General features: G+C 64.6%; 14 protein-coding genes. All 14 read right to left on the reverse strand.

From position 1 onward, the window contains the following. Positions 1–154: 154 nt before the first annotated feature. Positions 155–1,876, reverse strand: a complete 1,722-nt coding sequence (locus tag JHW40_RS01955) for a SulP family inorganic anion transporter (protein ID WP_090618064.1) — start codon at positions 1,874–1,876, stop codon at positions 155–157. Positions 1,877–1,951: 75 nt separating this feature from the next. Beyond that, on the reverse strand, positions 1,952–2,212 hold the full coding sequence (locus tag JHW40_RS01960) for a helix-turn-helix domain-containing protein (RefSeq protein ID WP_090618062.1): 261 nt from the start codon (positions 2,210–2,212) through the stop codon (positions 1,952–1,954). A gap of 449 nt (positions 2,213–2,661) precedes the next feature. Beyond that, positions 2,662–4,644, reverse strand: a complete 1,983-nt coding sequence (locus JHW40_RS01965; protein WP_272849025.1) for a 3'-5' exonuclease — start codon at positions 4,642–4,644, stop codon at positions 2,662–2,664. Continuing rightward, positions 4,638–5,009 carry a response regulator transcription factor gene (locus JHW40_RS01970; RefSeq protein ID WP_090618066.1) on the reverse strand — a complete coding sequence of 124 codons (372 nt, stop codon included), beginning with the start codon at positions 5,007–5,009 and terminating at the stop codon, positions 4,638–4,640. The genes JHW40_RS01965 and JHW40_RS01970 overlap by 7 nt, the downstream gene beginning before the upstream one ends. Continuing rightward, complete coding sequence (locus tag JHW40_RS01975; RefSeq protein ID WP_090618068.1) at positions 5,009–5,506, reverse strand: hypothetical protein; 498 nt, start codon at positions 5,504–5,506, stop codon at positions 5,009–5,011. The genes JHW40_RS01970 and JHW40_RS01975 overlap by 1 nt, the downstream gene beginning before the upstream one ends. Before the next feature lie 7 nt (positions 5,507–5,513). Then, complete coding sequence (locus JHW40_RS01980; protein ID WP_090618070.1) at positions 5,514–7,325, reverse strand: DUF294 nucleotidyltransferase-like domain-containing protein; 1,812 nt, start codon at positions 7,323–7,325, stop codon at positions 5,514–5,516. Positions 7,326–7,387: 62 nt separating this feature from the next. After that, positions 7,388–9,199, reverse strand: a complete 1,812-nt coding sequence (locus JHW40_RS01985) for a sodium:solute symporter family protein (protein ID WP_090618090.1) — start codon at positions 9,197–9,199, stop codon at positions 7,388–7,390. Between the two features lie 13 nt (positions 9,200–9,212). After that, positions 9,213–9,470: a DUF4212 domain-containing protein gene (locus tag JHW40_RS01990; protein ID WP_090618091.1), complete on the reverse strand. Its 258-nt coding sequence runs from the start codon at positions 9,468–9,470 to the stop codon at positions 9,213–9,215. Between the two features lie 101 nt (positions 9,471–9,571). After that, positions 9,572–11,527, reverse strand: coding sequence for an acetate--CoA ligase (gene acs, locus JHW40_RS01995; protein ID WP_272849026.1), 1,956 nt, complete (start codon positions 11,525–11,527; stop codon positions 9,572–9,574). A 270-nt stretch (positions 11,528–11,797) separates the two neighbouring features. Further along, on the reverse strand, positions 11,798–12,079 hold the full coding sequence (locus JHW40_RS24075; protein ID WP_211657476.1) for an Ldh family oxidoreductase: 282 nt from the start codon (positions 12,077–12,079) through the stop codon (positions 11,798–11,800). Positions 12,080–12,148: 69 nt separating this feature from the next. Then, positions 12,149–12,853: an IS21-like element ISPve1 family helper ATPase IstB gene (istB, locus tag JHW40_RS02000; protein ID WP_272849101.1), complete on the reverse strand. Its 705-nt coding sequence runs from the start codon at positions 12,851–12,853 to the stop codon at positions 12,149–12,151. Then, complete coding sequence (locus tag JHW40_RS02005) at positions 12,751–13,116, reverse strand: hypothetical protein (RefSeq protein ID WP_170852012.1); 366 nt, start codon at positions 13,114–13,116, stop codon at positions 12,751–12,753. The genes istB and JHW40_RS02005 overlap by 103 nt, the downstream gene beginning before the upstream one ends. A gap of 352 nt (positions 13,117–13,468) precedes the next feature. After that, positions 13,469–13,885: a hypothetical protein gene (locus JHW40_RS02010; RefSeq protein ID WP_090618164.1), complete on the reverse strand. Its 417-nt coding sequence runs from the start codon at positions 13,883–13,885 to the stop codon at positions 13,469–13,471. Between the two features lie 60 nt (positions 13,886–13,945). Beyond that, on the reverse strand, positions 13,946–14,182 hold the full coding sequence (locus JHW40_RS02015) for a hypothetical protein (RefSeq protein WP_090618166.1): 237 nt from the start codon (positions 14,180–14,182) through the stop codon (positions 13,946–13,948). Positions 14,183–14,232 lie beyond the last annotated feature (50 nt).

Here is a 14,232-nt window from a genome sequence, read left to right on the forward strand (position 1 = left end):
TGTTGCAGCCCGCCTCCAGCCCTTTAGCAATGGTGTGCACCCCGGTTGCTCAGGTCGAGTGTATGCCGCAATCCGCCCCTGTCCGGGGTGGTTTCGGGATGGCACGATGAAGCAATGCTTTTGATCTGGCGCCGCTCTGTCGCGGCATCGGGTGTCACGTGGCGTCTTGGCGATCATCGGTGCGCCCAAGGACGACCGTCAGCGCGTCCTCTATGGTCGTCGCGTAATGCACCAGCGGTCGCTTCAGGCCATGGGTCACGAATACCCGCTGGATATCGCGGCTGGCGCCCGTCAGCCACAGCGCCACACCGCGGCTATGCGCCTTGTGTGCAAGGCCCTCGATCATGTTGGCGCCGGTCGAGTCGAGGAAGGGCACGGCCGCGAAATCGACGATCAGCGCCTTGTGGCTGTCCTGGATACGGTCCAGCACCGAACCGATGGAGGCCGTCGCACCGAAGAACAGCGCGCCCGTGATGCGATAGACCACGACCTCGGGATTCGCCGCCACATCCTCGGCATAGATCCCGCGCGGGTGGGCGGTGTCCGCCTCGTCCCGACCGACGAAGGGGGTGTGGGTATCGACGGCGGTGGTCCTGCTCATCCGCTGGATGAAGAGAACCGAGCCGAGCGCGAAGCCGACCACGATTGCCTCGGTCAGGTCGCGGAAGATGGTCAGCAAGAAGGTGGCACCAAGTACCGTCGCCTCGCCCCAGCCGGACCGGACAAGGATGGCGATGGCCGGTTTCTCGATCATGTTCCAGGCGACAACGGCAAGGACACCCGCAAGCGCAGCCAGCGGAATATAGGCGGCCAGCGGCGCTGCGACGAGCATGAACAGAAGCAGAAAGACCGCATGCAACATGCCGGCCACGGGTCCGTGCGCGCCCGAACGCACATTGGTCGCCGTCCGCGCGATGGTCCCGGTGACGCAAAAGCCGCCGAAGATGGCCGAGCCGATATTGGCCGCGCCCTGAGCTACCAGTTCACAGTTCGACCGGTGCCGCCGGCCGGTCATGCCATCGGCGACAACCGCCGAAAGAAGCGATTCGATCGCCCCCAGCAGGGTGAAGGAGATCGCTGCCGGAAGCACCGCCATGATCCTGTCCGGCGACAGCTCCGGCAGTGCGGGGGCCAGCAGGGTCGAGGGAATCCCGCCGAACTTCGTGCCGATGGTCTGCACCGGCAGACCGAGGGCCGCCGTCGCAACCGCCGCCACGCCGACCGCGATCAGCATGCCCGGCCAATGCGGTCGCCACCGGCGCAGCCCAAGGATGATGCCGATGGTGGCCCCAGAGACCAGCATCGCGGCGGGCGCCAGACTGTCCCGCACCACCCACAGCGCCGGTATTTTTTCTAGAAGCTTGCCCGGCTCATGTTCCAATGTCAGGCCGAAGAGTTCCTTGATCTGGCTGGCGAAGATGATGACCGCGATTCCGGCGGTGAAGCCGACCGTCACCGGGAAGGGAATGAACTTGATGAAGGTGCCAAGTCGCAGAAAGCCGACAGCCGCCAGCATCAGACCCGACAGGAAGGTGGCAAGGATCAACCCCTCCATTCCATGTTGGGCGACGGTCGCTGCGACCAGGACGATGAAGGCCCCGGCCGGGCCACCAACCTGAAACCGAGAGCCGCCGAGAAGCGAGACGAGGAAACCGCCGACGATGGCCGTGTAAAGCCCCTGTGCCGGGGTCGCGCCGGAGGCAATGGCGATGGCCATCGACAGAGGCAGTGCGACGATGGCGACCGTCAGGCCGGCGATGGCATCGGCGCGCAACTGCGTCAGGCCATAGCCCTCGCGCAGGACGGTTACCAGCTTCGGGGTGTAAAGCTCGGCAAAGCTGGGTGCATCGCCATGTTTACGGGTCTTGTCTTTCATCAGGGCCGCACCTTGTCTGGGTGTGCGGCGGGATCGTCGGCTTGTCGTCGGCGGTCGCCGTCGCGGAATCTGTCTTCAGGGTTTCGGGGTTGGAGATATCAGGCGGACGCCACGTCCGCCTGCCGTGCTGGTTGTGCCTTCTCCGATCAACTCGACCCCCGCCCGTTCCAGCGCGCCGACAACCCTGGTCAGACTATCGACCACGCCACGAACATTGCCCGTGCTCGCCTCCATGCGCTGGATCGTCGGAACCGACAGGCCGGAAAGCTCGGCCAGAGTTTTCTGGTCGATGCCAAGAAGAACACGCGCGGCGCGCATCTGGGGGCCAGTGATCATGGGTATATCCTTAGGGGACATGACCGATATGAACCATGCATAATGATATGTCAAATATCATTATAGGTATGTAAAACATATATACAGGTGATCTTGCGCCTTGATTGGCGGCTGTGTCTGAAAGCCTGTGAAACGAGTGGTTCGGCGATCGTATCGCGTGGCGAAACGACGGAAATTCCTGAGGCGGCCACGGTTTCACTCAGACGCGAAACTGGAGTGGTCTATCGTCGCAAAAAGGCTAAGGCCGCTCTGCTTCGGGTCAGGCTCCAGACTCATTGATTTCAGCGTCAGAACAGGACGGTTGCGCAAGCACGATAGCTGGGAGGAAGGCGATGGGGCACCTGTCCCTGACGAACATTGGCAGCGGATCGAGGGTCATCTCCCCGGCCGGATGGGGCCTGCCGCCAGCTTCTGATCGGGGTTTTGACGGACCGCATTTCTGTCAGGTTTCAACTTTTTCTTGCTTCTGCTGCGCGGTTGTTTGCGTCTTCGATCAGGCGGCGGTGGCGGCGTGCTTCTGTCAGGATATCCTCGAACCGTTCCAGTCCCTTGGCCTCCAGCGCGGCGATCAGCCGCAGATAGGCCTCGGCGGTGGCCAGCGTGTCGCCCATCGCGGTGTGGCGGTCGCCCTCGGGGATGACGATGCCCAGACGCTCGGTCAGCGCGTCCAGCGAATGCGGCGCCGATTGCCCCCACAGCATCGCCGACAGCAGCACCGTGTCCAGCACGCGATTGTCGAAATGGGCCCCGGTATCAAGCGCGGCATTGCGCAGGAAGCCCATGTCGAAGGGCGCGTTATGGGCCACCAGCACCGTGTCCTCGGCGAAGTGGCGAAAGGCGGTCAGTGCGGCGGTCATGTCGGGGGCGTCCGCGACCATCGCATCGGTGACGCCATGCACGGCGGTCGAAGAGGCCGGGATCGGGCAGCCCGGATTGACCAGCGTCTCGAACCGCTCTCCGGTCAGGCGGCCACGGGCGATGCGGACCCCGGCGATCTGCACGATCCGGTCCGAGGGATCGAGGCCCGTGGTCTCGGTATCGAAGACCACGCAGGTCAGGTCGGCCAGTCGGGTCGAGGCGGCCTCGCGCCGCGACAGCGCAAAATCATAGGTCAGGCCGGGATCACCGCCACCGGCGGCGGGGGCGATCTGCAGCGGCAGGACCAGTTTCGAATCCCCGCCGTCACGCTCGGGCCAGATGCCGGTTGCGTGGGCGGCAAGGATTTCGTGGCCGGTCAGGTCGGGCTGCGCGGGATCGGGGGGCTGGGACAGCCAGCTTTCCAACCGGTCCATCGGTACCGGCGCGCCGGTCCATGTCAGCGCCAGCCGCGCCTCGGCGTCGTCGCCTTCGGTATCGGCGACAAGGCGCGGGGTGATGCCCATGTCGCGCAGCCGCCCGTCCAGATGCCGCAGCAGCCCGTTCAGCCCGTCGGCATCGACCAGCAGGGTCAGCGGGCGCTGGCCCTCGGCCAGTTCCAGCCCGGCGGCCAGTTCCGGCAGATCCGCCCGCCCGACCGGGGCGTCGGCGGTCATCGTCGCGGTCAGTTCCCGCACGGCATTGGCCAGACCCTGACCTTCGGCCTGAATGGCGCGGGCCAGCGCGGGCGGGATCGGGCCGTCCAGCGCCTCCAGCATCGGCACCAGCGTCGCGGCATTGCGGCGCAGCGCCTCGAGCGTGTCGCGCGGGACCGGCTGGCGCGCGGGGCGGTCGCGCAGGATCAGCAGCGTGCCGCCATCGACCCGGCGCATCCGCCCCCACAGCGGCAGGCCCTGAAGGCTGAGGCAGCGGATATCGGTGGCCCCGGACCCGGTGGCAAGGCGGGCCTCTGCCGCCGCCAGCGCCGCCCCGGCCAGATGGCCCGCGATCGGGCGGTCCAGCGCGATCCCCGGCAGCAGCTGCGCCGCCGAGGCGTTGTAGAACACGATCCGCCCCCCGGCATCGGTCATCACCGCCGCGGCGCCGATATCGGCCAGGATGGATTCCAGCGTCGCCTTTTCGCGTTCCAGATCGGCGGCATGTTCCGAGATCGCCCCGGCCAGCGCCTCGGCCGAGCGGGCCCTGGCCTCGGCGGCATCGCGCGCGGCGGGGCCAAGATCGGCCAGATAGCGGGCCTCGGCGGGGTCGGATGTCTGGCCGGTGCGCAGCCCGCCCGCCAGCATCTCGATCGGGCGGGCGACGTTGCGGTCGAACAGGAACCAGACCCAGGCGGTGACCGCCAGCACCCCCAGACCCGCGATCAGCGCCGCCAGAACCAGCGCGTCCAGCACCAGCGCATCCGGCACCGCGCCCGACATCGCACCGGTATCGGCCCCCTGCCCGGTCAGCCGCCGGCCGGCCACCCACAGCGCCAGCACCAGAAAGCCCAGCACCGCCGCCGCCAGTCCCGCAAAGATCAGCAGGATCCGCAGCCGCAGCGCCAGCCGCGTCAGCATGGCCCCTCCAGCAGCCGCGTCAGCTCGGCGCGCAGCTCGGACAGCTCGAACGGCTTGGCGATGAAGCCATCCGCCCCCAGCGCCAGCCCCTTGCGCCGCTCGACCACCGAGCCGCGGGCGGTCATCATCACCACCCGCACATCGCCAAGCCCGGGATCGGCCCGCACATCCTGCACGATCTGATAGCCCGAGACATCGGGCAGCATCACATCCAGCAGCACCAGATCGGGATGCAGGGCGCGGATCCGCTCGACCGCGCCCGCGCCGGTATCCATGCGGTCATGCTCGTGCCCCTCGCGCGTCAGCAGGAACTCCAGCGCGGTGGCGATATTGTCCTCGTCCTCGATCACCAGAATCGATGCCATCAATCCCCCCCTTCGCAGACGGCGGCAAAGGCCGGGTCCTGCGGGCCAGACGGCGCCCAGTCGCTGCGCGGCATGCGGATCAGGCCCTTGTCGCAATCGAAATCCTGCGGCACCACCAGCGCCGGGCCGCGCCGCTCGATCAGCATGATCTCGGCCCGGCGGGTGCCCCCGGTGGTGCCGGAAACCGTGGCCGGGTCCAGCACGGCAAAGCGCGTCTCGACCGGGAACAGATAGGTCCAGGGCGCCCAGGGCAGGCGGTCATGGCCGACGACCAGCACCTGCGCGCCTGCCGGCAGCCGCGATTTCGCCCGCCCGGACCAGGCGTAATCGTTCCACACCGAATAGACGACCATCGACAGGCCGATGCCGGCGGGCAGCAGCCAGCGCGCCGGGGCCATCCCCAGTTTGCGCAGCAGGTGCATCGCGGCATAGATGACCGCCGCCGCACCCACGCCGACGGCGATGACCCCCAGAAGTTCGACCCCGACACCCGTCATATGCGCCTCATCCCAGCATTCCCTTACCATGCCCTATTGCGGATTGCATGCCGCGCACCACCACGAAAGCGTCGCGCAGATGGCTGCGTTCGAAATCGGGCAGGCCGGCAGGCGACAGAAAGTTGTCGGGGCGCTGCCCGGCCCGGATCTGTTCGGCCTGATTTTCCAGCCGCGCCGTCTGGATCAGGTCATAGGCGGCGATCAGATCCTGCCCGCCCCGCTCCGACACGATGCCGCGCGCCGCGGCCTCGGTCAGCCGCGCGCGGGTGTTGACCGGGCGCAGCCGCCCCTGCAACGCATGGATCCGGGCCAGATCGATCACCGGCACCACGCCGTTATGCTTCATGTCGATGCGGTGGCGGTTCTCGCCCGAGCGGATGGTGGCAAAGCCGCCGATCAGCCCCAGCGGCGGCCGGTGTTTCAGCGCGTTCGAGGTCAGGTTGTACAGGAAAATGGTATTGTCCGCCGCCAGTTCCAGCGTCTCGGCCTGCAAACCCTCCAGCAGCGCGGCATCGCCGCCGATCGCCCGCAGGTCGAACATGACCGAGGCCAGCATCTGCGCCTGCGGATCGGGATGGTCGATCCAGTCGCGGAAATAGCCGCGCCAGACCTGCCGGGGCTGGCGCCAGCGCGGATTGGTCGCCATCATGTCGCCGGGGCAATAGACATAGCCGCATTCGTTCAGCCCGTCGCAGACGAAACGCGCCAGTCCGGCAAACCACGGATCGGCGGGATCGCAGCCGTCTTCCAGGATCAGGCAATTGTCCTGATCGGTCTGGCCGGTCTGTTCCTGCCGCCCCTGACTGCCGCAGGCCGCCCACAGCCAGCGGCCCGGCGCCGGACCCAGCCGGGCCCCGGCCATGGCCAGCAGCCGGCGGGTCACCGCATCGGCGATATCGGTGATCATCCGGGTGACGATCTCGTGGCGGTGATTGCCGCCGACCAGCTGCACCAGCAAATCCGGAATCCGGGCGGTGCTGCGCGCCATGTCGGCCACGCTGTCGGCACGGGCAATGTCATGGATCAGCGCCGAAGAGGAAATCGCCTGCACCCGCGTCAGATCGGTCTGGCTGACCATGCCGATGAAACGCCCGCCATCGACCACCGGCAGATGGCCGATGCCCCGTTCCAGCATGATGTTCAGCACGTCATAGCCCAGCTGGTCCGGCGACAGCGTGATCGGGTCGGGGGTCATCACCGCGCTGACCGCGATGGCGGGATCGCGCCCCTCGGCCACGATCCGGTTCGACATGTCGCGGATGGTGACCAGCCCCAGCAGCCGCCCGTCCCCGACCACGCCGATGCTGCTGGCATGGGCGTCGCGCATGGCGCGGGCGGCCGCCAGCACCGGCGTGTCGGGGGGGCAGCTCAGCGCGTCCCGCCGCCCGATCAGATCGCCCACCTTCAGCACCGCCAGATCATTCTGGCGCGGACTGGACAGGCCGCCCCGGTCGAAGAACCGCGCCACCGAACGATAACTGCCGATCAGCCGCATCAGCTCGGCATGCGGCAGCATCAGCACCGTCGCCTCCCCGATGGCCGTCGCGGTGGTCACCGCCACCCCCTCGCGCAGCAACCCGCGTTCGCCAAAGGAATTGCGCGGGCCCAGTTCCGACACGCTGTCACCGGCGGCGTCAGAGATCCGGACCGCCCCGCTCTCGATCAGATGGATCCCCGGCAGCTTTTCGCCATGGCGATAGATCACGTCGCCCGCCCTGTATTGCCTGCGGCCGAAGGAACCGGCGACACGCGCCAGCTCGTCCCGCGGCAGGCTGTCATAGGGGTGAACCGTCGCGAGAAATGCACTGATACCGGTCATGGCCCATGCCCCGTGGCAGAAAAAATAACCGCGCCCCCGGAACAGGGGCGCGGTACGTAGGGTCAGTGAGAAACCGCTCCTCCGGCGCCGCGCGGAACACGGATCGATTCGACCAGTTCCCGCACTTCTGCCGGCGGCTCTTTGGTGGCATTCGACACGGTGAAGGCCACCGCGAAGTTGATCAGCGCACCGATCGTCCCGAACGAGGCCGGGGCGATGCCGAACAGCCAGGCATCCGGCGTGTCAGGCAGCATGTTGGTGCCCGCCACGAAGAACCAGCCCTTGTAGAGGAAGATATAGACCGTCGTTGACACGACGCCCGCGATCATCCCCCAGATCGCACCATGCTTGTTCACGCGCGAGCTGAAGATCCCCATCATCAGAACCGGGAAGATCGAGCTTGCGGCAAGACCGAAGGCCAGCGCCACCGTCTGGGCGGCAAAGCCCGGCGGATTCAGCCCCAGGATCGTCGCCACCAGGATCGAGATCCCCATCGAGATCCGGGCGGCCAGCAGCTCGTTCTTTTCGCTGATGCCCGGATTGATGGCGCCCTTGATCAGGTCGTGAGACACCGCGCCCGAGATCGCCAGCAACAGCCCCGCCGCCGTGGACAGTGCCGCGGCCAGACCGCCCGCCGCCACGATGGCGATCACCCAGCCCGGAAGATTGGCGATTTCCGGGTTGGCCAGAACCATGATGTCATCCGACACCCGCGTCAGCTCGTTGCCGACCAGACCCTGTTCCTCGATGATCGCGGCGATGGGCGCATCGGCGGCACCGGCCTCGTCATAATACTGGATCAGGCCGTCACCGTTCTTGTCCTCCCATTGCAGCAGGCCGGTGACCTGCCAGTTGCGCATCCATTGCAGGTCGGGATCGTTCTCGATCGATTCCAGCGACACGGCGGGCTGGCTGAAGGTCTCGCCCGTTTCGGCACCCGGCCACATGGTCGCGGTCAGGTTGAAGCGCGACATCGACCCCACCGCCGGCGCGACGGTATAGAGCAGCGCGATGAACACCAGCGCCCAGCCCGCCGATTTGCGCGCATCCGACACTTTCGGCACGGTGAAGAAGCGGATGATGACATGCGGCAGACCGGCGGTGCCGATCATCAGCGCCATGGTGAACAGGAACATGTTCAGGGTCGAACCGTGATGCCCGGTATAGGACCGGAAGCCCAGATCCGTCACCACCTGATCCAGCTTGGTCAGGAACTTGACGCCCGAGGCGCTGTGGTCGCTGAACATGCCGGTCTGCGGCAGCACATGGCCGGTCAGCTGGATCGCGATGAACACCGCCGGAATGGTATAGGCAATGATCAGCACGATATACTGGGCCACCTGCGTATAGGTGATGCCCTTCATCCCACCCAGCACCGCATAGCTGAAGACCAGCGCCGCGCCGATCCACAGCCCGGTCGAGTTCGACACCTCCAGATAGCGCGAGAAGGTGACGCCGACCCCGGTCATCTGGCCGATCACATAGGTGATCGAGATGATCAGCAGGCAGATGACGCCGATGATCCGCGCGGTCTGCGAATAATAGCGGTCGCCGATGAATTGCGGCACGGTGAACTTGCCAAACTTGCGCAGATAGGGCGCAAGCAGCAGTGCCAGCAGCACATAGCCGCCGGTCCAGCCCATCAGATAGGTCGAGTTGTCATAGCCCGTGAAGGCGATCAGACCCGCCATCGAGATGAACGAGGCCGCCGACATCCAGTCGGCCGCGGTCGCCATGCCGTTCATGACCGGCCCGACGCCGCGGTTGGCGGCATAGAACTCGGCGGTCGAACCGGCCCGCGCCCAGATCGCGATGCCGATATACAGCGCGAAGGACAGACCGATGACGATCAGGTTAAGGGTAAACTGGCTCATGATTCAGGTCCTTTCACTCATCCACGCCATATTCGCGGTCGAGCTTGTTCATGCGCCAGGCATAGAAAAAGATCAGCACGATGAAGATCAGGATCGAGCCTTGCTGGGCGAACCAGAAGCCCAGATCGGACCCTCCGACCGAGATCCCCGAGATCAGCGGCCTGAGCAGGATCCCGAAGCCATAGGAAACCAGCGCCCAGATGGCCAGACAGGTCCAGATGATCCTGAGATTTGCCTGCCAATATGCATTTGATGATTTTCTGTCACTCATGTCCTGCGAACCCTCCCTGTTCAGACATACCACGTTCCGCCCTTGATGTTGCCGTCGCATCCCCGTCAGGGCGAGTGAACCGGGATGCGTTCCCCGCGTTTTTATTCGCGGTTCATCCGGTTGTTGATGAGGTCGTCGACGACCTCGGGTTCGGCCAGGGTCGAGGTATCGCCGAGGCTGCCATAGTCGTTCTCGGCGATCTTGCGCAGGATCCGGCGCATGATCTTGCCCGAACGCGTCTTCGGCATCCCCGGCGCCCACTGGATCAGGTCCGGGCGCGCGATCGGGCCGATCTCGGTACGCACCCATTTCTCCAGCTCGGCGCGCAGATCCTCCGAAGGATCCACCCCGTTCATCAGCGTCACATAGGCATAGATGCCCTGACCCTTGACCGGATGCGGGTAACCCACAACCGCCGCCTCGGCCACCTTCGCATGCGCCACAAGCGCCGATTCGACCTCGGCCGTGCCCATCCGGTGGCCGGACACGTTGATCACGTCATCCACCCGCCCGGTGATCCAGTAATAGCCGTCCTCGTCGCGGCGGCAGCCGTCGCCGGTGAAGTAATAGCCGGGATATTGCTGGAAATAGGTCTCTTCGAACCGCTGGTGATCGCCCCAGATGGTGCGCATCTGGCCGGGCCAGCTGTCGGCGATGCACAGCACCCCCTCGGCCGGGTCGCCCTCGATCAGCTTCGCCGTTTCGGCCTCCAGCACCGCCGGGCGGATGCCGAAGAAGGGCAGCGTCGCCGAACCCGGCTTGGTCTCGATCGCCCCGGGCAAAGGCGTGATCAGATGGCCGCCGGTCTCGGTCTGCCACCAGGTGTCCACGATCGGGCAGCGGCCCTTGCCGATATTGCGGTCATACCAGTTCCAGGCCTCGGGGTTGATCGGCTCGCCCACCGTGCCCAGCAGGCGCAGGCTGGACAGGTCGTGGCCCTCGATGAATTCGGTGCCCTTGCCCATCAGCGTGCGGATCGCCGTCGGCGCGGTATAGAACTGCGTCACCTTGTGCTTGGCGCAGACCTGCCAGAAGCGGCCGGCATCGGGGAAGGTCGGCACGCCTTCGAACATCAGCGTGGTGGCGCCATTGGCCAGCGGGCCATAGATGATATAGCTGTGGCCGGTCACCCAGCCCACATCCGCCGTGCACCAGAAGACGTCGCCATCGTGGTAATCGAAGGTGTATTGATGCGTCATCGCGGCATAGACCAGATAGCCGCCGGTGGTATGGACCACCCCCTTCGGCTTGCCGGTGGACCCCGAGGTATAGAGGATGAACAGCGGGTCCTCGGCCCCCACCGGGCGCGGCGGGCAGTCGGGGCTGGCGGTCTCCATCAGCGCCTTCACATCGACATCGCGGCCCTCGACCCAGGTGGTCTGGTCGCCGGTATGCTTGACCACCAGGCAGCGCACCCTGTCCGAGCAATGCAGCAGCGCCGCATCGGCATTCGATTTCAGCGCCGTGCGCCGCCCGCCGCGCGGCGCGGTATCAGAGGTGATGACCAGTTTCGCGCCGCAATCGTTGATCCGGTTGGCCAGCGCATCGGGCGAGAACCCCGCAAAGACAATGGAATGGATCGCCCCGATCCGGGCGCAGGCCAGCATCGCATAGGCGGCCTCGGGGATCATCGGCAGATAGATCACCACCCGGTCGCCGCGCATCACCCCCTGAGACAGCAGCACATTGGCAAAGCGGTTCACCTTGTCGGACAGCTCCGCATAGGTGATGTGCTGCGCCGGATCCTTCGGGTCGTCGGGCTCGAAGATGATCGCGGTCTGGTTGGCGCGCGCCGGCAGATGCCGGTCCACGCAGTTGACGCAGGCGTTCAGCACCCCGTCGCCGTACCACTTGATGCTGACCTTGCCGAAGGTGAAATCGGTCTCTTTCACCTTGCTGTAGGGTTCGATCCAGTCCAGCCGCCGCCCTTCACGCCCCCAGAACCCCTCGGGATCCGACATCGATTCGGCATAAAGCCGCCCATAATCCTCAGGACCAACATGCGCTGACCCAAAACCAGCAGGAATCCCGTGCTTTTCAACGATTTCAGTGCTCATGGCTCCCCCTCACAACAATTATCCCCCTGCAGCCAACCCAAAGATCACCCAAGGACGAGGACTTCGGAATGGACTGACACAAACGAACACTATGAACAGTAAACACACTCCATAAACCACGTTAAGTGATTTCTGTATAAGGAAAATTTTGTAAATTTATTAACAGAGTTTGGTATAATACTGTAAATTAATTTACACATGCCTGCCTTGCCCGGCCAGACACGCCGCAGCGCCAGCATCAAGGCCCGCCAGAATTCCGCACCCGTCACCTCACCCAGGGCCATCCCGCCAAACGGCTATGACGCGGATTATACAGCGGCTGAGTGGCACGCCCGAAGCCAGCGCCCTACGCCTGCGTTCAAGGCCCGCCTCGCCCGGCAGGCGGACCGAAGTCACGCCGGGCCGCGGCAGGTTTGAACGGCAAGCATCGGCGAGCCAGCCAGTCTGCCTCAGGAATGCCTCGCGTCCGCCGAAGGCCTCAGGATCGAAGACCTGAACGGTGACCGCGGCAGTCTCGGATTTGGGTGCGTCCGCGCGACCGAAGCCACTCAGGCCTTGAGTAAGAGCCTCTACGCCCTCCCGACGTTCCGTGCTTGCGCCGTTGGTATTTTTTGAAAGGGGTCAGCCGGCCTTTCGGGCGCGGCTTTGGGCGAGACGATAGCTCTGGCCATTCATTTCGAGAATGCTGACGTGGTGGGTCAGCCTGTCGAGAAGCGCGCCGGTGAGGCGTTCGGAGCCGAATGTCTCGGTCCACTCGTCAAAAGGCAGATTGCTGGTGATCAGGGTCGATCCGCGCTCGTAGCGTTGCGAGATCAGCTCGAACAGGAGCTCGGCGCCGGTTTTCGACAAGGGCACGAAGCCGAGTTCGTCGATGATGAGAAGCTTGTATCCGGCCATCTGCTTCTGAAGGCGGAGCAAACGGCGCTCATCACGGGCTTCCATCATCTCACTGACCAGGGCTGCGGCGGTGGTGAAGCCGACGGAAAGACCCTTCTGGCAGGCGGCCAGCCCGATGCCGAGCGAGATGTGCGTCTTGCCCGTGCCACTGGGGCCGAGGGCAATAATGTTCTCGCGCCGCTCGATCCATTCGCAGCGGGCCAGTTCCAGCACCTGCATCTTGTTGAGCTTCGGGATGGCCGCGAAGTCGAAGCTGTCCAGGCTTTTGACGGAAGGGAACTTCGCCGCCTTGATGCGGCGCTCGACCATCCGCCGTTCCCGGTCGATCAGTTCCAGTTCGACCAGCCGGGCCAGATAGCGGACATGGTCCACGCCTTCCGCCGCACATTGCTGGGCCAGCTTCTGATGCTCGCGCAGGAACGTGGGCAGCTTGCCAGCTTTCGGCCGAGGGTCGGCATGAAGCCCTCGAACCGCTCGACGTCCTTGGCTCGCGCCGAGGCCTGCGCGTGGTCCGGCAGCGGCGGCGTGATGGTCAGCCAAAAATGGATGAACTGCGCGAGGATTTTGCCGAGCACGGCCAGATCCTCGTCGAACCCGTCGATCCTGCGCGTGAGGGCCGCTTCCATCTGCTCGGCGAAATCTCCCAACAGGAAGGAGGCGACCGCCGCCTCGACGATGGCGGATTGCGACATGGCCGGAGACGACGAGTTGAGATAGATTCGATTGTCGCTTGAGTTAGATGGTTATGTCGCGAGAGATATAAAATTTAGCAATAACAATGCACTACAAGACAACCTGAGTTACTCACCCGTGTCGCCTGACATCCCGTGCGGATCAATAACTTGCAGAAATCCGTATTTTTCGGATGCAGGCTTATTGATGCCCTTGGGGGACACATGGGGGACAATGTTCCGGCGCTGCTGCCACTCTTTTCCCCCGCGTCAACCCGACCTCAATCCGGTCCTGCGGACGACGAATCATTACCTCGCACATGAGCAGGAGGCCGCGCCCTGGAGGGGCGATTGGCCTGACCATCGTTTTCCATCACATGACGGACTGACATAACTGACGAAAGCCGTTCGAGGCCTGCCGGATCAGACCGGCACGGAAAGCCCGCAGATCCAGCAGCCACCAAAGATCAAATCCCGTCTCGGCGGCATTGGCATGGCCGTAAAACAGCCAGTCGCCATCGCCGTTCACAATCTTAGCCAGTTCGGTGGGGCTGCCGGACGGCAGGCGCGAGCGGATGGTGAAGTCATAGGGATAGCGACCGGCATATCCATGGCGCCGCACACGGGCCGCAATCCTCACATCCCGGCCATCCAGCATCAGCAGATCGGTTGCCTGACGCATGTCCAGATGATCCGGGGCTACGCTGAGCAGGTGCGCGCCGACAATACGGCGGATCTCGGGAATGAATTGATCCGACCAGTGCCGGTTGATGGAATAGGCCGCGTCCATGATGATGCGCCAGTTGTTGAAAAGGGGAAACGCCCGACCGAAGCCGGGCGCGCTGTTTTGTCAGGCCGAACGCTTGCGCTCAAGCGCTTCGTGAATCTGGTTATGGACTTCCTTACGGGCTTTCTCCAGTTGGCATCTCATCGCTTCGACAAGCCCGACTGTGGCGTCGCGACATTGCCGGGAATATTCGTCGTCAGCGGCTGTCAAGCTCTCTGTGGCCAGTTCCAGCGCCGATATGAGATTAGACAGCTTGGAGATTTCGCAGCTTATGTCCTCAAGGGAATTGACCGTAATCATTCGTGTTCTCCTTCGGAATACATCCATTCGACGGGAAAATCGGAAACGAG

This window comes from Paracoccus alcaliphilus, assembly GCF_028553725.1.
In the GTDB taxonomy this organism is placed as follows: domain Bacteria; phylum Pseudomonadota; class Alphaproteobacteria; order Rhodobacterales; family Rhodobacteraceae; genus Paracoccus; species Paracoccus alcaliphilus.